The organism is Chromatiales bacterium, from assembly GCA_024234935.1.
Classification (GTDB): Bacteria; Pseudomonadota; Gammaproteobacteria; order Steroidobacterales.
In genome coordinates this window covers 857,740-875,739 of record JACKNI010000001.1, presented here as the reverse complement: position 1 = coordinate 875,739, position 18,000 = coordinate 857,740, and the positions used below count along the sequence as shown (strand labels likewise).

The 18,000-nt window shown below is 63.2% G+C and carries 15 protein-coding genes; 11 read left to right on the top strand and 4 right to left on the bottom strand.

Annotation, left to right across the window (positions count from 1 at the left end; genetic code table 11):
* Nucleotides 1–112 precede the first annotated feature (112 nt).
* Together H6979_04185 and epmB are read right to left on the bottom strand one after the other, a co-directional pair.
* The gene (locus H6979_04185; protein MCP5139034.1) at nt 113–2,194 is read right to left on the bottom strand and encodes an EAL domain-containing protein; all 2,082 of its coding nucleotides are present in this window, start codon (nt 2,192–2,194) and stop codon (nt 113–115) included.
* A 97-nt stretch (nt 2,195–2,291) separates the two neighbouring features.
* The gene (gene epmB, locus H6979_04180; GenBank protein MCP5139033.1) at nt 2,292–3,314 is read right to left on the bottom strand and encodes an EF-P beta-lysylation protein EpmB; all 1,023 of its coding nucleotides are present in this window, start codon (nt 3,312–3,314) and stop codon (nt 2,292–2,294) included.
* Between the two features lie 82 nt (nt 3,315–3,396).
* Here epmB and efp point away from each other — a divergent pair, with 82 nt between their 5' ends.
* The gene (efp, locus tag H6979_04175) at nt 3,397–3,963 is read left to right on the top strand and encodes an elongation factor P (GenBank protein MCP5139032.1); all 567 of its coding nucleotides are present in this window, start codon (nt 3,397–3,399) and stop codon (nt 3,961–3,963) included.
* 47 nt (nt 3,964–4,010) lie between these two features.
* Here efp and genX read toward each other — a convergent pair whose 3' ends face one another.
* Together genX and psd are read right to left on the bottom strand one after the other, a co-directional pair.
* Entirely contained in the window at nt 4,011–4,988 is a 978-nt protein-coding gene (gene genX / locus H6979_04170; protein ID MCP5139031.1) for an EF-P lysine aminoacylase GenX, read from the bottom strand.
* Between the two features lie 8 nt (nt 4,989–4,996).
* Entirely contained in the window at nt 4,997–5,866 is an 870-nt protein-coding gene (gene psd, locus H6979_04165) for a phosphatidylserine decarboxylase (GenBank protein ID MCP5139030.1), read from the bottom strand.
* A gap of 76 nt (nt 5,867–5,942) precedes the next feature.
* Between psd and prmB the strand changes: the two genes are divergently transcribed.
* The 10 genes from prmB to purF all read left to right on the top strand — a co-directional run bounded on the left by prmB (nt 5,943) and on the right by purF (nt 17,988).
* Nucleotides 5,943–6,866 carry a 50S ribosomal protein L3 N(5)-glutamine methyltransferase gene (gene prmB, locus H6979_04160; protein MCP5139029.1) on the top strand — a complete coding sequence of 308 codons (924 nt, stop codon included), beginning with the start codon at nt 5,943–5,945 and terminating at the stop codon, nt 6,864–6,866.
* Entirely contained in the window at nt 6,848–7,954 is a 1,107-nt protein-coding gene (gene aroC / locus H6979_04155; GenBank protein ID MCP5139028.1) for a chorismate synthase, read from the top strand. The genes prmB and aroC overlap by 19 nt, the downstream gene beginning before the upstream one ends.
* A gap of 108 nt (nt 7,955–8,062) precedes the next feature.
* The gene (locus tag H6979_04150; protein ID MCP5139027.1) at nt 8,063–9,091 is read left to right on the top strand and encodes an aspartate-semialdehyde dehydrogenase; all 1,029 of its coding nucleotides are present in this window, start codon (nt 8,063–8,065) and stop codon (nt 9,089–9,091) included.
* A 187-nt stretch (nt 9,092–9,278) separates the two neighbouring features.
* Nucleotides 9,279–12,275, top strand: a complete 2,997-nt coding sequence (locus H6979_04145; GenBank protein ID MCP5139026.1) for a hypothetical protein — start codon at nt 9,279–9,281, stop codon at nt 12,273–12,275.
* Nucleotides 12,272–13,096: a tRNA pseudouridine(38-40) synthase TruA gene (gene truA / locus H6979_04140; protein MCP5139025.1), complete on the top strand. Its 825-nt coding sequence runs from the start codon at nt 12,272–12,274 to the stop codon at nt 13,094–13,096. Before H6979_04145 ends, truA begins: the two co-directional genes overlap by 4 nt.
* Before the next feature lie 24 nt (nt 13,097–13,120).
* Nucleotides 13,121–13,996 carry an acetyl-CoA carboxylase carboxyltransferase subunit beta gene (locus H6979_04135; protein MCP5139024.1) on the top strand — a complete coding sequence of 292 codons (876 nt, stop codon included), beginning with the start codon at nt 13,121–13,123 and terminating at the stop codon, nt 13,994–13,996.
* 6 nt (nt 13,997–14,002) lie between these two features.
* Nucleotides 14,003–15,292: a bifunctional folylpolyglutamate synthase/dihydrofolate synthase gene (locus tag H6979_04130; GenBank protein MCP5139023.1), complete on the top strand. Its 1,290-nt coding sequence runs from the start codon at nt 14,003–14,005 to the stop codon at nt 15,290–15,292.
* Nucleotides 15,293–15,316: 24 nt separating this feature from the next.
* Nucleotides 15,317–15,943, top strand: coding sequence for an SPOR domain-containing protein (locus H6979_04125; GenBank protein ID MCP5139022.1), 627 nt, complete (start codon nt 15,317–15,319; stop codon nt 15,941–15,943).
* A gap of 3 nt (nt 15,944–15,946) precedes the next feature.
* Nucleotides 15,947–16,450, top strand: coding sequence for a CvpA family protein (locus H6979_04120; protein MCP5139021.1), 504 nt, complete (start codon nt 15,947–15,949; stop codon nt 16,448–16,450).
* Entirely contained in the window at nt 16,450–17,988 is a 1,539-nt protein-coding gene (gene purF, locus H6979_04115) for an amidophosphoribosyltransferase (GenBank protein MCP5139020.1), read from the top strand. The genes H6979_04120 and purF overlap by 1 nt, the downstream gene beginning before the upstream one ends.
* Nucleotides 17,989–18,000: the final 12 nt, after the last annotated feature.

Here is an 18,000-nt window from a genome sequence, read left to right as displayed (position 1 = left end):
CAAGAGACCATTTGCTGCGGTTCAGTGAAATGAACCAGGTCTCGTTCTGTAATGTGGCAGCAGCAGGACGCGCTTCCGGTGCCGTGGACTGTGATCGGCTGCACGGGATCCCTCAGCCAACAGCCTGCTGACCGGGGCTGGTTTCACTGGCCAGGACCACGCCGTGGTTCTGGGTGAAATTGCCCTGCACGAAGGCGATACCGAGCTGCCAGAGCACTGCCATCGTGTTGGCGTTTTCGACCCGCTCGGCAATGGTCTTGATCTTCAGTTCATTTGCGCGCGCGGCGATGCCGCCAACCTTGCGCTGCAGTTCCTTGTCCCGGTGCAGTCCCTGCATCAGGCTGCCGTCGATCTTGACGAACTGCATCGGCAGATGGCCGAGCAGTTGCGTGGCATCCCGGCCGGCGCCGAGGTGATCGACGGCAAACATGAAGCCTGCTTCGCGGAGCTGTTTGGCCGTCTGCTGACATTCCTTGAGGTGCTGCAGGGCCAGCTCCTCGCTGACCTGGAAGCAGACCTGGGAGGGCTTGAGTCGCGTGCTCTGGGCGCGTGCCTTCAGCCAGTCGAGCAGCGACTCATCGAGTATCGATTCACGCGACAGCCGGATGAATACCAGGTTCGGCTGGCGCGCAACGCAGAACGAGAAAGATGCACCGATCACCCAGCGATCGATGTTCTTCATCATGTGGGCGCGTTCTGCGACCGGAATGAACTCCGAGGGCAGCACCGGTTCACCCTGTTCGTCGATCAGGCGCACACGCGTGTCGAGCACGCCCTGCACCTCGTCCTGCAGTCCGACCACCGGCTGATGCACGAGCCGCAGGCGGTTCTGCATCAGCGCGGCACGGATACGCGTAATCCACAGCGAGTCGGTCAGGCGCAGGCGCTCGGTGACGCTGGTAATGTCGCTCAGCATGACGCGGTTGCCGCCCTGGTCGCGGCCATTGCGGCAGGCCTGTTCCGCCTCGCTGAGGATCTCGCCGGGCGTCTGGCTACCCGAACGCGCTTCGCAGACACCGATCGTGCACGAGAGTGAGGTCGACTGGGTGTCGACCTCGAAGATCTGTGTGGCCACGGCCTTCTGTATCTGCTCGGCCCAGGCCTGAACGTCGCCCATCGTGCCGCGTTCCACGAGCACCGCGAACATCGTGCCGCCGAATCGGCCGTAAAGATCGCCGGGCTGCATGAGTTCGCGCAGCAACTCGGCAAGGCGCATCAGCAGGGCTTCGGTGCCGAGCAGTCCGACATCAGCCTGCACCCTGGAAAAATGGTCGGGGCGGATGTAGGCGACGGCCCGGATACCGCCTTCCGGTGGTGTCGCAAGTCGGGCCGCGAGGTGTTCCAGAAAGAAGTGTCGCTGGAAGAACCCGGTCGAGGGATCCTTGCCGACGGCGTGTTGCAGCATTTCGTCAACGGGCTGTTCGACGCTCCGTTCACCCGGGACAATCAGCCTGATGCCGGGGTCGCCATCGATGGTGATGCGTTTCAGCTGGAGGTCCAGCGGCAGCTCACGGCCATCCTTGCGGTAGGCGACCATGCCGAGCGTGCTGCCTTCCTGCCACTTGTCGCGCAGGCAGGCGACCAGCGCGCCTTTCAGTGTGGCCTGATCGGCTTCGCGGAACAGGTCCATGAAGGGCTCGCCGATGAGTTCTTCTTCAGCGCGGCCGAGCAATGCGGCCCAGGCCGGGTTGGTGGCGACGACGATACCATCGTGTATGTCAACGATGGCATCAGAGGCGCCGCTCATCAGGCTGCGCAATTCCTGTTTGTACTGCCGCGCCGAGCTGAGCACACCTTCCAGTGCGACCCGCAGCCGGTGTGCGTGCAACTCCCGGGTCACAACGGCACGCAGGCGGTTACGGTGCGTCAGCGAGACGACGTCGCGGGCACCGCTTTCCAGTGCGGTAGCGATGGTCTGTTCGTCAACCTGGTTGTGCACGAGGAGCAGCGGTGGCTGCGTGCTGCACTGGGCGATGCTGGCAGCAGCGGCAGCCAGATCGACGTCGGTATCGCCCGAAAAATACAGGACGAGTTCCGGGGCCATGGCAGACAGCTGCTCGCCGAGCAGCTTCAGCTCATTGACCCGCATGCAGTGCACCGGATGACCACTGTCGCGCAGAATCGTATTGATGGTCGTAGCGTGATCGTCGCTGCGGCTGATGACGATCAGCGGAATGCCAACGGAGTTGCCCAACCCCACACCTGTCGTGTCTTCTTCGAAGGATCAGGATTCTGCCGACACCACCGCGGGGATTATGTGACCGCAGTACGATTATGTGGCGCGGCTGGAATTATGTAGCGTTGAAATATTCCAGCGGTGTTTTTGCAGCCGCTCCGGCGATCTCGCGTACGAGTCGCGGTACCAGATAGCCCGGCAACCTCGCGGTCATCGCCGCAAGCAGGGCACGTGCTTCCTCATCGGGAACGAGGAAGTGGGCGGCGCCGGCGACATGGTCCAGCTGGTGCAGGTAGTAGGGCAGCACGCCCGCGGAAAACAGTTTCCCGGACAGATTGGCCAGTGCATCGACCGAGTCGTTTACACCGCGCAGCAGTACCGACTGGTTCAGCAGCGCGGCCGAGACATCGCGCAGTTCCAGCAGCGCTGCGACAACACCAGCATCGATCTCATTGGCATGGTTGGCGTGAATCACGGTGACCACCGGACGGCCTGCATTGCGGAGCAGATCGAGCAGTTCGGTATCGATGCGCTCCGGCAGCACCACCGGCACCCGCGTATGCAGCCGGATACGGCTGATGTGCGGAATATCGCCGAGCGAGCGGAGGATTTCGCGCAGCCGGGCATTGCCGAGCGCCAGCGGATCACCGCCGCTCAGGATGATCTCGTGGAGGCTGTCGTCAGCCGCGATCGTCGCGAGCGTCTCGGCGAGTACGCCGGGCGTCGCGCTGTGTTCCGGGTAGGGGAAGGCACGCCGGAAGCAGTACCGGCAGTGTACGGCGCAGGCGCCGGTCGTGATGAGCAATGCGCGGCCGGCATATTTCTGCAGCAGTCCGGGCGCCCGCACGCTGTCGAGGTCGCCGACCGGATCGGCACCATAGCCTGCCACGACTGCGTTCTCGCCCTCGACCGGCAGCACCTGCCGCAACAGCGGGTCGAGCGGGTCGCCATGCCGCATGCGGGCAACGAATCCGCGCGGGACGCGCAGTGGAAAGGTCGCCGCAGCTTCAGCCGATACGCCACAGGACCCGGGCGTCAGACCGAGCGCTGCCAGCAGATCGTCGAGGCGTGCGTAGGCCTGGCCGAGTTCAGTCTGCCACGGCGATCGGTCCTTCAGGTGTCGGGTTATTGCGTGCATTGGCTGTCCATCTGCTGCCGGGGTCTGCCCTCGGCACAGCACTACGGCTAGAATACCCGGCAACGTAAAGGAATGGACTGGTATGGCCAATTACAGCGCGAGTGATCTGCGGAGTGGCAGCAAGATTCTGATCGATGGCGATCCTTGCGCCGTGGTCGATAACGAGTTCGTCAAGCCTGGCAAGGGCCAGGCATTCAACCGCATCCGGATCCGCAATCTGCGCACCGGCCGGGTAGTGGAAAAAACCTTCCGCAACAGCGATTCCATCGAGTCGGCCGATGTCATCGACTGCCCGATGCAGTTTCTCTATGCCGACGGCGAGATGTGGTACTTCATGGATCCTGCAACCTTCGAGCAGATCCCTGCGTCTGATGCTGCGGTCGCCGAGGCCAAGCAGTGGCTGCGCGAGCAAGACACCTGCACGGTCACGCTGTGGAACGGGGTGCCGCTGACAGTCGTTCCGCCGATGTTCGTTGAACTCAAGATCGTCGAGACCGATCCGGGCGTGCGTGGTGATACAGCGACCGGCGGCATGAAGCCCGCGCGCCTTGAGACCGGTGCAGTGGTGAAGGTTCCGCTCTTCATCAACGAAGGCGAAGTCATCAAGGTGGATACCCGCTCCAGCGAGTACGCATCGCGGGTCAAGTAGGCGCAGGCCAGCCATTCACGGGCCGCGGACCACCGGGTATGCGCTGTTCATGAACCGGCCGGAAAACTGATGCCGGAGCGGATGTCCGGCAAGTCCAGCAGAAACATCAGGACCCGGTCAAAGCCCAGCGCAACGCCGGCACAGTCCGGCAGCCCCGCTTCAAGTGCGGCCAGCAGTGCAGGATCCGGCACCGCGTCCGGTCTGCCGAGTCGGGCGCGTGTCGCCCGGTCAGCGCTGAAGCGCCGCGCCTGTTCATCGGCGGCGCAGAGTTCGCGATAGCCGTTGGCGACTTCCAGTCCCGCGCAGAACACCTCGAAGCGCTCGGCGATACGCTCGTCGGCAGGATCGATCCGCGCAAGCGCCGCCTGGCTTGCAGGATAGCCGCTGACTACCGCGATTTCCGTACCGGCCAGATGGGTAGTCACGGCATGGCTCATCAGCAGGTCGAGCCAGGCATCGATATCGTTGCCGAGGCCCTTCTCCAGTTCCATGCCGAGGCTGCTGCCCAGCACTTTGCGCGCGCAGTTGCAGAGCGTTGTTGCATCTGCAGTCAGCGGATCGATGCCGACTGCAGAGACAAAAAGTTCCCCATAGCTGATGAATGCCGGAGTTGTCAGGGATCTGCCCACCGCAGCCGCCAGCGCTGCAATCAGCTCGCAGGTTTCGCTGGCCATGGCTCCCAGCGTGTAGCCGTGTCGGTACCATTCGACCAGCGTGAACTCCGGTTCGTGGCAGCGACCGGCCTCGCCGTCACGGTAGACCTTGCCGAGTTGCCAGATATCGGGAGCGCCGGCAGCAAGCAGCCGCTTCATATGGTATTCGGGTGAGGTGTGCAGCCAGAGCCTGCGGCCATCGGCGAGCGATGTCGCCATGTTGAACAGGTGCGGATCGCTGACAGCGTGGGCCACGAGTGTCGGGGTTTGGACTTCCAGCAGACCTCGCGTGCTGAAAAAGTTTCGTGCGGCACCGAGCAGGCGTGCGCGCTGCGCCAGCGTGTCAAGGCTGGCCGATGGTTGCCATGCCATGTCCCGGCTCAGCCGGACCGGAGCCGGCCCAGCGCTTCGCCCATGCGTACGCTGCGCCCCGAACTCCAGCCGGCATCCCACTCGATGAGCTTGCGTTCAGCCACGATGACGACCGTAGAGCCGAGGTTGAACTGCCCCAGGAGTCCACCAGCGGGAATCGCAAGATGCGGTGCATCGGCGGGATAACGAATACGGGTTACTTCCTTTCCTGGTGCCACTTCACCCGTCCAGGCCAGTGAGATGCTTGCGACATTCATCGCGCCGACCAGTACCACGGCAAAGCGGCCCGCGGGATTCTCGCACCACAGGATCACCCGCTCGTTGGCTGCAAAGAGCCCCGGTACCGCGCGGGCGGTTCGCCTGTTCACTGCCCATCGTCGTCCGGGTACATAGACCATTTCACGTATCTGCCCCGCCAGCGGCATGTGTACCCGGTGATAGTTGTGCGGGGCGAGGTAGATCGTCAGCGCTGCACCATCATGAAAACGGGCCACCGCTGCATCGTCGGTGGCCAGAAAGTCCGCCAGCCGGTAATGAAAACGCTTGGCCTGGACCAGGTGATCACCGGTGGCGTAACCGAGTTCCTCAATCGTGCCGTCGGCGGGACTCACCACCGTACCGGCACCGGCAGCCACGGGACGGGCACCAGGCTTCAGTGCGCGCGTGAAGAAGGCGTTGGCATGTTCCCATGCCGCCGGTTCCGGGTGTTCGACCTCGCTGAGATCGACTTTGTAAAAGCGGATGAAGCTCCTGATCAGCAGGGTACGCAGCCACGGTGCGCGTTGACGCGCCAGCCAGTAGACGATGCGTCCCAGCAGTCGCCCCGGCAGCAGACGCTGGAACAGCACAAAGAGCTGATCAGGCAGGCCCTGCAGCATGGTGGTTCCGGTTCCGGTCCTGTCTGGCACCAGCGTATTCTATACGGCCGGTTCGGATGCTGATGGTCAGGGCGCGATGGCAGACAAAAAGACTGGTGGCGACAGCAACGCGGGGCAGAGTGTTGCCGAGCTGATCGCCCGCTGTACCCGGGCCCTTGAGCGCAGCGCGGTCTGCTTCGGACATGGCACTGACAATGCGCGCGATGAAGCCGCAGCGCTGGTTTTCCACGTGCTCGGCCTGGACCATGCCGATGCGTTGCGCGTCTATGGTCAGCCGGTATCGGCAGCCGGACAACGGCAGGTGGCCGGGATGCTCGAAGCGCGCATCAGCACGCGTCAGCCCTTGCCCTACCTGACCGGTGAGGCATGGTTCGCCGGGCTGCCTTTCCATGTCGATGAGCGGGTGCTGGTGCCGCGTTCACCCTTCGCCGAACTGATCACCTCGCGCTTTGTGCCCTGGCTGGATCCGGATGGCATCCACCGGATTCTCGAGATCGGCACCGGCAGCGGCTGCATGGCGGTTGCCTGTGCGCTGGCCTTTCCGGAGAGCAGCGTGGTGGCTACGGATATCTCGCCGGCAGCGCTGGAGGTGGCGAGGAAAAACGTGGCCCGGCACAAGGTGACGGGCCGGGTGCAGCTGGTCGAGGCCGACCTGTATGCGGGGCTCGACGGGGTATTCGATCTGATCATCAGCAATCCACCCTATGTTTCGCCCGCAGAGGTCGCATCACTGCCGGACGAGTATCGTCACGAGCCGGAGCTGGCGCTGCTGTCGGCGGAGGACGGGATGGCAACGCCCGCGAGAATCCTGCAACATGCGACGCAATTTCTCACGGCGGACGGCTGGCTGGCCCTGGAGGTTGGCGGCGGGGCTGCCTTGCTGGAGGCGCGTTTTGCGACGCTGCCATTTATCTGGCCCGAGTTTGAAAACGGCGGTGACGGCATCGCGCTGATTAGTGCCGTCGATCTGAGAGCAAGTGAATGTCCGGCAACACCATAGGCAGACTGTTTTCCGTGACCACCTTCGGTGAGAGTCACGGACCCGCGATCGGCTGCATCGTCGACGGGTGTCCACCGGGCATGCCGCTTGCGGAGGCCGACATCCAGCACGACCTCGAACGCCGCCGGCCCGGCAAGTCACGCCACACCACCGGCCGTCGCGAGCCGGACACGGTGCGCATCCTTTCCGGTGTCTTTGAAGGGCTGACCACCGGCACGCCGATCGGCCTGCTGATCGATAACGTCGATCAGAAGTCGAAGGACTATGCGGGTATCAAGGACCGCTTCCGTCCGGGCCATGCCGACTACACCTACCAGCAGAAATACGGCCTGCGGGACTATCGCGGCGGCGGGCGTTCATCGGCCCGCGAAACCGCAATGCGCGTCGGCGCCGGCGCCATCGCCCGCAAATATCTGCGTGAGCGCCTCGGCGTGGAAATCCGCGGCTATCTGCGCCAGCTGGGTCCGCTGGTTCTCGAACCGCTGGACCTTTCAACCGTCGATGACAATCCGTTCTTCTGTGCCGACCCGTCCCGCCTGGCAGAACTCGAGGCGTATATGGATGCGCTTCGCAAGGAGGGCAACTCGATCGGCGCACGGGTCAACGTGCTCGCCTCGGGCGTGCCGGCCGGCCTCGGCGAACCGGTGTTCGACAAGCTTGAGGCCGATATTGCCCACGCACTGATGAGCATCAATGCGGTGCGTGCGGTTGAGCTCGGCGCCGGCTTTGCCGTGGTGGCACAAAAGGGTACCGAGCATCGCGACGAAATAGGACCGGCAGGTTTCCGCAGCAACTCGGCTGGCGGCATCCTCGGCGGCATATCGACCGGTCAGGACATACTTTTCAGCATGGCGCTGAAGCCGACCTCAAGCATCCGGCTGCCCGGGGCGACCGTAGACGAGGAGGGTGAGGCTGCCGAGATCGCCACCACCGGCCGGCACGATCCCTGCGTCGGGCTGCGGGCCGTACCGATCGCCGAGGCCATGCTCGCCATCGTGCTCATGGATCACTATCTGCGGCAGCGCGGCCAGAATGCCGATGTGCAGCCGCTGACGCCCGCTGTCGAGGCGCGCCGACCCAAACGCTGAGCGGTCCGGGCATGGCCCGTTCCGTATCGCTGCGGGGCTTGTTTTTGCCCTGCAATTGCCTATCCTTCGGCGGCTTTCCGCCCTATACCCATCGCAGAGTTTCAGCTCATGTCAAAGAAGAATGCCTACAGGGTCGCCGTTGCCGGTGCTACCGGTCTCGTCGGCGAAACCATGCTGCAGATTCTGGCCGGGCGAAAGTTTCCGGTCAGCGAACTCATTCCGCTGGCGAGTGCCCGCTCGGTGGGGAAGAGCATTGAATTCGGCGGCCGCAAGCTGCCGGTCAGGGATCTCGCGACTTTCGATTTTGCCGGGGTGGATATCGGCCTGTTCTCGGCCGGTGGCAGCGTTTCAGGCGAGCATGCGCCGCGGGCCGGAGCCGCCGGCTGCGTGGTCATCGACAACACCTCGAAGTTCCGTTACGAGGCTGATATCCCGCTGATCGTCCCCGAGGTGAATCCGCAGGCCATTCCGCAGTACCGGCAGCGCAACATCATTGCCAATCCGAACTGTTCAACGATCCAGATGGTGGTGGCGCTCAAGCCGATTCATGATGCCGTGGGCATCACCCGCATCAATGTCGCCACCTATCAGTCGGTGTCCGGCGCCGGCCGGCGTTCGGTTGAGTTGCTGGCCCGGCAGACTACCCAGCATCTGAACCACCAGCCGGTGGAAACCCAGGGTGCCGCCAAGCAAAACGCGTTCAACGTCGTGCCCCATATCGACGACTTCATGGACAACGGCTACACCAAGGAAGAGATGAAGATGGTGTGGGAGACGCGCAAGATCCTCGAGGACGACTCGATACAAGTCAACCCGACGGCTGTGCGCGTCCCGGTATTCTTTGGTCATTCCGAAGCCGTGCACATCGAGACCCGGCGCAAGATCTCCGCGCGTGAAGTTCGTGCCCTGCTTGAAAAGGCGCCCGGCATCAGCGTGGTGGACGAGGCGCGGCTGGGTGGATACCCCACTGCGGTCACCGAGGGCGCAGGCCACGATGCCGTTTATGTCGGGCGGATCCGCGAAGACCTGTCCTGCGAGCGCGGCATCAATCTGTGGGTCGTGTCGGACAATATTCGCAAGGGCGCCGCGCTGAACAGCGTGCAGATCGCCGAAGTGCTGATCCGCGAATATCTGTGAGCCTGTCCATCGGGCGACAGTAGACGGGCGTCACGAAACGGGCGATGCGTCCATGGTCTGCCTTACGTAATACGGTCATATGGGCTATAGTTGCAGCCACTTCTCGGAGTGGGTTACGACGTTCCGCTGTGCGCCTTGAGACGCAGTCACCAGGGGTGGTGTTCTGGGTCATGAACGGGGATTGGTGATGCCACGAGTTCCACTCGCTGCAGGATGGCTGCTGGCGGGGCTGATACCGTTGTCTGTCGGGGCCCTTGGCCTCGGCGAGATCAGTCTCAAGTCAGCCTTGAATCAAGAACTGGTCGCAGAGATTCCGGTGACAACCGAATCGCCTGATGACCTCAGTCAACTCGATGTGCGCCTGGCTTCGGCAGAAACCTTCCAGCGTTTTGGCCTGGACCGGCCGCAGTTCCTGAATACCCTAAACTTCACCGTCGACCGTGCTGGCGGTGGGGCTCGCATTCTCGTCACTTCCAGTCTGCCCATCAGCGAGCCTTTCGTCTCCCTGCTGCTGGATATCACCTGGCCCCAGGGTCATCTGCTGCGCGAATACACCATGCTGCTCGACCCGCCCGCGTTTGCACGGACCGGTGCCGTGCAACCCGCTGCGGCCGTGCCGGCGGTAACCGCGCCCGCGCCCGCGGTCAAACGCATTGAGCGGACCGTCGCGCAGCCGGAGGCACCGGCCGCGTCAGCCGGGGCTGGGCAGCGCGGCGATGATCGCCTGGTTGCCGGGCCCGATGGCAGCAGCTACGGGCCGGTACGCGCCAACGAAACGCTCTGGGCAATCTCGGAGCGTCTGAATACCGACAGTGGCGTGTCCCTGAACGCCATGATGGTTGCGCTCTTCCGCGCCAATCCAGAGGCATTCGCGGGCAATATCAACCTGCTGAAGCGCGGTGCGATCCTGCGCGTACCGGCCGGAGCCGAGCTCGCGGCGCTTTCAGGTAGTGAAGCGATGAACGAAGTGCGCCGCCAGAATGACGCCTGGCGTGCAGGCGCAGCAGAAGCTGCAGGCGCGGCACGCCTGCAGCTGGTGCCACCGGCGGAAAAGCCGGCAAGCACGCCGTCCACGCCTGCTCCGAAAGCGTCAGCCGGGGCGGATGCAGCGCAGGTCAGGGCGCTCGAGCAGCAGCTCGCCGAGAGCCGCCGCCTGCTTGACCTGAAAGACAGCCAGCTCAAGGCATTGCAGGACCGGCTGAAGGTTGGCGGGCCGGGTTCGGCGGTTGAGCGTCCGGTTGAAGCGCCTATTGAAGCGCCCGTAGAGCGGTTGCCGATCGAAGACAAGGCAGCTGCCGAGCCGGATGAAGCGGCTGGCGATGAAGCCACCGTCGCCGAAGATTCTGCCGGGTCTGCGGCTTCCACAGCAGCTCCCGCAAAGCAGACCGCCGCTAAACGCAAGCCGAAGCCCGCCGGAAGTTCCTGGCTGGATTCGCTCGGTAGCCTGGTGTTCAACAGCTACTTCCTGATTGCTGCCGCTGCGGTCGTTCTGGCCGGTCTCTTCGTCGTCTTTGGCCGCCGGCGCATGGCGAGGGCTGATGACGACAGCACTGGCCGATTCTCTACCTTGCCCAGAGGCAGCTCCGTAGGCGGCGCAGCGCAAGCCGAGCCGACGCTGCGCGAAGGCTTCATCGTCGAGGAAAGCGAGGCGCAACGGACCGGCGAGATCAAGGCACAACAGACGGCTGTGGCACCGGCACCAGGGCGCAGTGGCCGCAAACCTGCCGATGATTCGGAGACAGCGCTTGAACGCACGATCAGCACCGACGGCGCGGTCGAGATCGACCAGGCCGATGTCGTCGCCGAAGCCGAGTTTCACATGGCCTACGGTCTTTATGACCAGGCGGCGGAGCTGCTGGTGCGGGCTTTGCGTGACAATCCCGACCGGCGTGATCTGCGCCTCAAGCTGCTCGAAGTCTATTTCATCTGGGAAAACAAGGCGGCCTTCCTCAAGGAAGCACAGATTTTCCATCGCCAGCCCGGTGTTGCCGAGAGCCCGGACTGGAACAAGGTCCTCATCATGGGCAAGCAGATTTGTCCGGGCGAGGAACTGTTTGCAGCCGGTGCGGGTACCGCTGGCCTGGATGTCTCGCTGGACGGCGACAGTGGGGACAGCGTGGACTTTACGCTGGACGAGAACGCCGCTGAAAGCGTCGACCTGGACCTGACCGGGGCGCGACCGGGTCCGGCGGCTGACCTTCTCGACTTTGATTTCGGTGAAATTGCCGGGACCGACGATACCGGAGTCGACGATACCGGCATGATGCAGACCGAGATCGCACCGGAACTGCAGGGCAACGAATCACCAACTGTTGAAGCACCGGCGGGTGACCTTTCCCCGACCATGGAAACGCCCACCATCGAGACGCCGACCGTGGAATTCCGCGGGCCAGATGCGCCGACCGTGGAAACGCCAACACTGGAGACGCCAGCGGCCGGTACCGTCGAGACGCCGACGCTCGAGAATGCCGCGATAACAGGGTCGCGCGCCGGGCTTGCCGACTCTGAAGGCCATGACTATACGGAAGAGATCAATGTTGAAGATCTTGCCATTGATCTGACTGGCCTCGACGAAGTGGCGGGCGACATGGGTACGGGACTGCACGCGGCGGTCGACGAAAACCAGCTCGAGGAAAGCAAGGCCGACGATGGCGGTGAAGGCGAGATATTTGATATCGGCGATGCTGATGCCGATGTGGACGAAGACCTCTCTGACATCCTGCAGAGCCTGGAAGGGGACGCAACCTCCGAGATGCGCAGCATGTCGCTCGATGAGGGGACGCTTGATCTGCCGGCAATCGGTACGGCAATGGAGAAGAGTGCGGCGAGCCGCGAGGCGACCAGCCAGTCGCCAGGTATCGACGATACGGCCGAACAGCCGCGCGGCGAGCTGCCTGGTGTTGCGCTTGGTGAGGAATCCGGCGAACTGAGCCAGGTCGATTTCGATATCGGCGCAGACGGGATTGAAGACTCCGAACCAACCTCCGTCGTGACGCCTCGGGGAGGTCGCGGGCCTGATGGACCGACCATGACCGAGGTCGGTACCAAGCTGGATCTGGCCAGGGCCTACGTCGACATGGGTGATCCTGAAGGGGCCCGCAGCATCCTCAACGAAGTTCTTGAGGAGGGCGACTCGTCCCAGCAGCAGGAAGCCCGCAAGCTTCTGGACGAACTGGCCGACTGAGCCACACCATATCAGTGATCGCCCAGCGTCTTGCTGCCGGGGTTGAATACGACGGCGGTGAATTCTTCGGCTGGCAGGTCCAGAGCCATGCACGCAGCATTCAGTCCACGCTGAATGCTGCGATCAGTACCGTCGCCAACGAAGCCCTGACGACAGCCGCCGCCGGGCGTACCGATACCGGTGTGCACGCCTGCGGCCAGGTGGTGCATTTCGACTCCATCGCCAGTCGTTCCGAATATGCCTGGTTGCGCGGCATCAACAGCAATCTGCCCGCGGATATCGCGATCCAGTGGGTCAGGGCCGTACCACCGGATTTTCACGCGCGATACTCGGCACTGGCGCGCACCTACCGTTACGTGATTCTCAATCGTCCAGTGCGTTCCGCGCTTGATCGGCACCGTGCCTGGCAGTTGCGCACGCCGCTGGATGCCGGGCTGATGCAGGCCGCGGGCAGCTATCTGCTTGGCGAACATGATTTTTCTTCTTTCCGTGCGGCAGGCTGCCAGTCAAGGAGCCCGGTGCGCCGGGTGGAGCATCTGGAGGTCGTCCGGCACGGTGATTATCTGGTTCTCGAAGTGCGCGCCAATGGCTTTCTCTACCACATGGTGCGCAATATCGTTGGTTCGCTGGTCGCGGTGGGCAGTGGTGAGGCTGAGGCTGGCTGGATCAGCGAACTGCTGGCGCTGAAAGACCGGCGCGCGGCGGCGCCAACCGCGCCGTCATCGGGTCTTTTCCTTGCTGCCGTCCACTATCCGGATGCCTTCGGTTTCCCGCCGCCACCGTCCCGGCCGGTCTGGTCTGCCGATTGGCGTGATCGATGAACCGGACTTGATTATGATTCGCCCATGACCTGGTATGAAAAAGTCCTGCCCTCGCGGATCAAGACCGAGCGGCGGACACGTTCAGTGCCCGAGGGACTCTGGATCAAGTGCCCCCAGTGCAGCGCGCAGCTCTACCGTGCCGAGCTCGAGCGCAATCTCCATGTCTGTCCCAAGTGCAGCCATCATATGCGTCTGGTTGCGCGCGACAGGCTGGCAGTTTTTCTCGACGCGGGTTCCGGAAAGGAGATCGGCGAAAAGCTCAGTCCGCAGGATCCGCTGCGCTTCAAGGACACCAAGCCCTATCGGGCGCGTATCGCGCAGGCCCAGAAGGACACTGGTGAGCGCGATGCGCTGGTCGCGATGTCCGGTTTGCTCAAGGGGCAGCCCGTCGTTGTCTGCGCCTTCGAGTTTCGCTTCATGGGCGGGTCGATGGGCTCGGTGGTTGGCGAGAAATTCACGCGGGCTGCCGCATACGGTCGCGACCACCGCGCGCCACTGATCTGTTTTTCTGCCAGCGGCGGCGCCCGCATGCAGGAAGCCCTGTACTCGTTGCTGCAGATGGCCAAGACCAGCGGTGCCTTGGCCTCGCTCTCCGATGCGCGTATTCCCTATATCTCCGTGCTTACCGACCCGACTACCGGTGGTGTGTCGGCGAGCCTTGCCATGCTGGGTGACATCAATATTGCCGAGCCCAACGCCCTGATTGGTTTTGCCGGGCCGCGTGTGATTCAGCAGACGGTGAGGGAAACCCTGCCCGAGGGTTTCCAGCGCAGCGAGTTTCTGCTCGAACACGGCGCCCTGGACATGATTGTCGATCGTCGCCAGATGCGTGACGAGATTGCGCAGCTGCTCGCCAAGCTGCTCAAGCAGGCGCCGCCAGCCGTCGACCTGCCGGCCTGAGGCTTGATGCCGACGAGAACCCTTGCGGAGTGGCTCCGGTGGCAGGAGTCCCTGAGTCCGCACGCTGTTGAGCTCGGTCTTGAGCGCGTCGGCGCAGTGCTGGAGCGTCTCGACCTTGAACCTCCAGCCGGCCGTGTCGTGACCGTGGCCGGAACCAATGGCAAGGGCACGACCGTGACCCTGTTGCAGGACATGCTGCTGGCGGCTGACCGCCGTCCCGGGCTCTATACCTCGCCCCATCTGGTGCACTACAACGAGCGTATCCGTATCTGCGGTGCGCCAGTCTCCGATGCCGGACTGGTGCGCGCCTTTGAGCGTATTGAGGCAGTGCGTGGCGATGTGCCGCTGACCTACTTTGAATTTGGCACGCTCGCGGCGTTCGGCTGTTTTGCGGAAGCTCATTGCGATACCTGGATTCTGGAGGTCGGTCTGGGCGGCCGTCTGGATGCAGTCAACGTACTGGCGGCCGATCTCGCGCTGATCACCACGATCGGGCTCGACCATCAGGACTGGCTGGGTGAAACGGTCGAGGAAATCGCCGCCGAGAAGGCCGGGATCATGCGACCGGGTCGACCGGCTTTCTATGCAGACCAGCCAGTGCCGGCTGCAATCAGGAATCATGCGGCGGAAACCGGTACACCGCTGGCGGTCCTGGGCAGTGACTTTTCCTACCACACCACCAGCGAGAAGCTGGCTGATGGCCTGCGTAGCTGGTCGTGGCAGGGTGCAGCTGCGGGAGGCATCGGGGGACTCAAGGCACCGCAATACTGGTCGGCTGCCCAGTATCGCGATGCCAGCCTGGTACTGGCAGCGCTGTCTGTACTCGAACCCGCATTGCTGGCCGAGCTCGCTGCCCTGAATGCCGTGTTTGCCCATTCCCGTCCGGACGGTCGTTTCCAGCAGGTATGTGCGACACATGAATGGATTCTGGATGTGGCACACAATCCGCAGGCAGCAACTGTACTCCGCGCACAACTCGAGACTCTGCCGAGCGCTGCCGCAACGACCTTCGTAACGACACTGCTGGCTGACAAGGCGGTAACGCCCTTTGTGGCTGTACTGGCACCGATTGCCACGCGCTGGATCGTCGCTGGTATCGACGACCCCCGGGCCAGCAGCAGCGAGCGCATGTGCGCAGGAATGGCAGCTGCGGGGATCGATGACTTTGAATATGCAGCGACGCCGGAGGCAGCATTCAGGCTGGCTGAGCGCCTGACGCCACCGACGGGCCGCATAGTGGTCTGCGGTTCGTTCCGCATTGTGGCGCCTGCCCTGCAGTGGCTTGGTTTATACTGACGGCCCGCCTGGAACCGTTTTTTGATGGACCGCCAGCTCGCTGAACGAATGGTTGGTGCCGCGTGTCTGCTCGCGGTTCTCGTTCTCGTCGTGCCCTCCATTCTGGATGGCAATCAGCATTCGGAAATGGCCGGGGAGCCGGTGCCGGCAGAAGTGCCTGATTTGCGTACGCATACGCTGAGTCTGAGCAATACGGAGCGTGTGCCGCCGGTACCGCAGTTGCGCGATGTTCCGGGCGAGCCCGCCGGAACGCTGCCGCCTGAAGAGTCACCTGCGGACGAGATCGCTGCGCCGCTGATTTTGAACGAGGCCGAGCCGCCGGCGCCATCCACGGTGCCAGAACCGGCAAGGCAGGCAGTTGTGGCGGCAGCCACGGACGACGCCGTCGCTCGGGCGCCGGCGCCGGGGAAGCCGGCCGTTGCCGATACCGGGGAGTGGTATGTGCAGCTGGGCAGCTTCTCAAACCGGCTGAATGCTGACGGTCTGGCCAGGAAGCTGAAGGCCGCGGGCTTCAATACGACGATCCGCAAGAGCAACAATGGCTCGATGTCTCGTGTGCTCGTGGGGCCGCGTGCCGACCGGGATGCCGCTGTCGCGCTGGCAGAAAAGCTTTCCGGCGCCGGTTTCAAGGGGCAGGTAACCAGGCTATAGCTGATGAACACAGTCGACTACATTCTTGTCGTGCTGGTTGCGGTCTCCGGTCTGGTGGGTGTGCTGCGTGGCTTTATCCGCGAAGCCCTGTCGGTGCTGGTCTGGATACTGGCGCTGTGGGGCGCTGCCCGCTTTGGTGGTCAGATGGGGACACTGCTCAACGGCTTTCTGCACGAGCCAGCGCTGCAACTCTGGGCGGGCAGGACCCTGGCGTTTGTCGGGATATTGTTTGCCGGCAGCCTGCTCGGCTGGCTGGTGGGATACCTGATCCGCAACAGCGCCGTGACCGGTACTGACCGGGTGCTGGGACTGCTGTTTGGTCTGGCCCGCGGGCTTATGGCAATGATTCTGGTCGTGCTGGTGCTGAAGGAAGGCGGTTTTGAGTCTGAATCTTGGTGGCAACGGTCCAAGCTGATACCGTATGCCGCCGCAGCCGGCGAGAAGTTCTGGGCGCTGGCCGGGCAGCAGGTCAAGGGCCTGGGTGAGCAGGCAGGAGTCTGGTTCTAGTGTGTGGCATCGTCGGCATCGTCAGTCATCAGCCGGTCAATCAGGGACTGTATGACGCGCTGATGGTCTTGCAGCACCGCGGCCAGGATGCAGCCGGTATCGTCACAGACTGGAATGGCACTCTCTGTACGCGCAAGAAAAACGGGCTCGTCAGCGATGTTTTCCTGCAGCGGCACATGGAGGAATTGCGCGGCAACATCGGTATCGGTCACTGCCGCTATCCGACCGCGGGGACACTCAGGTCCAGTGAGGCCCAGCCCTTTTACGTCAACTCGCCGTATGGCATCGCCTTGGCGCACAACGGCAACCTGACAAACTCCGACGAACTGAAAGCCCTGCTGATCCAGCAGGATCGCCGCCATCTCAACACCGGCTCGGATACCGAAGTGCTGCTCAACGTGTTCGCCCATGAGCTTCAGCAGCAGCCAGCGGCAGAACTGACACCGCAGGCGATCTTTGCGGCGGTGGCCGCTGTGCACCGTCGCTGCCGCGGCGGCTATGCCGTAGTGGCGTTGATCATCGGCTATGGCATCGTGGCTTTCCGGGACCCTCACGGCATACGTCCGGTATGCCTCGGGCGCCGTGAAACGCCCGATGGCATCGAGCATATGGTGGCATCGGAGAGCGTGGCGATGGATGCGCTCGGTTTCAAGGTGGTGCGCGACATCCTGCCGGGTGAGGCCGTCATCATCGAGCGGGATGGTCGCCTGCACAGCAAGGTTTGTGACCTTCCGCGCAGCTATACGCCGTGCATCTTCGAGTACGTTTATTTTGCACGGCCGGACTCGATCATTGACCGCATCTCCGTCTACAAGGCGCGGTTGCGCATGGGTGAACGCCTGGCAGAGAAGATCCTGCGGGAACGACCGGACCACGATATCGACGTGGTTATCCCGATACCGGATTCGAGCCGCACCAGCGCGCTTGAGGTCGCGCACCGGCTGGGCGTCAAGTACCGCGAAGGCTTCATCAAGAACCGCTATATCGGCCGCACCTTCATCATGCCCGGTCAGGAAATGCGGCGACAGTCGGTGCGCCGCAAGCTGAACGCAATCGATCTGGAGTTTGGCGACAAGAACGTGCTGCTGGTCGATGACTCAGTGGTGCGTGGAACGACCTCCCAGCAGATCATCGAGATGGCCCGCGAAGCGGGTGCGCGACGGGTGTATTTTGCATCCGCCTCGCCGCCGGTCCGGTTCCCGAACGTATACGGTATCGATATGCCGGCCGCCAGCGAGCTGGTCGCGAGTGACCGAACCGAGCAGCAGGTACAGGAATTCATAGGTGCCGACTGGCTCGTCTACCAGGATCTCGACGATCTGATCAAGGCAGTCCACCACGATGACGCGGAGATCACCGAGTTTGATACGTCATGCTTTTCCGGTGAGTATGTAACCGGGGATGTGAGTCCCGAGTATCTTTCGCAACTCGAGCAGCAGCGCGGCGATCGGGCCATGTCACAGCGTGATTCGAAACGCCGCCGCGGTCCATCTGGTACGGATGGTGCCGGCGCCGCTCCCCGGTTGCGGACCGTCTGAGGCGGTCGTGCG

What these genes read in the sequence shown, in the direction of transcription:
- epmB (MCP5139033.1), bottom strand. Translation starts at nt 3,314, where the DNA reads ATGCACGCAATAACCCGACACCTGAAGGACCGATCGCCGTGGCAGACT.
- efp (MCP5139032.1), top strand. Translation starts at nt 3,397, where the DNA reads ATGGCCAATTACAGCGCGAGTGATCTGCGGAGTGGCAGCAAGATTCTG.
- genX (MCP5139031.1), bottom strand. Translation starts at nt 4,988, where the DNA reads ATGGCATGGCAACCATCGGCCAGCCTTGACACGCTGGCGCAGCGCGCA.
- psd (MCP5139030.1), bottom strand. Translation starts at nt 5,866, where the DNA reads ATGCTGCAGGGCCTGCCTGATCAGCTCTTTGTGCTGTTCCAGCGTCTG.
- prmB (MCP5139029.1), top strand. Translation starts at nt 5,943, where the DNA reads ATGGCAGACAAAAAGACTGGTGGCGACAGCAACGCGGGGCAGAGTGTT.
- aroC (MCP5139028.1), top strand. Translation starts at nt 6,848, where the DNA reads ATGTCCGGCAACACCATAGGCAGACTGTTTTCCGTGACCACCTTCGGT.
- H6979_04150 (MCP5139027.1), top strand. Translation starts at nt 8,063, where the DNA reads ATGTCAAAGAAGAATGCCTACAGGGTCGCCGTTGCCGGTGCTACCGGT.
- H6979_04145 (MCP5139026.1), top strand. Translation starts at nt 9,279, where the DNA reads ATGCCACGAGTTCCACTCGCTGCAGGATGGCTGCTGGCGGGGCTGATA.
- H6979_04135 (MCP5139024.1), top strand. Translation starts at nt 13,121, where the DNA reads ATGACCTGGTATGAAAAAGTCCTGCCCTCGCGGATCAAGACCGAGCGG.
- H6979_04130 (MCP5139023.1), top strand. Translation starts at nt 14,003, where the DNA reads ATGCCGACGAGAACCCTTGCGGAGTGGCTCCGGTGGCAGGAGTCCCTG.
- H6979_04125 (MCP5139022.1), top strand. Translation starts at nt 15,317, where the DNA reads ATGGACCGCCAGCTCGCTGAACGAATGGTTGGTGCCGCGTGTCTGCTC.
- H6979_04120 (MCP5139021.1), top strand. Translation starts at nt 15,947, where the DNA reads ATGAACACAGTCGACTACATTCTTGTCGTGCTGGTTGCGGTCTCCGGT.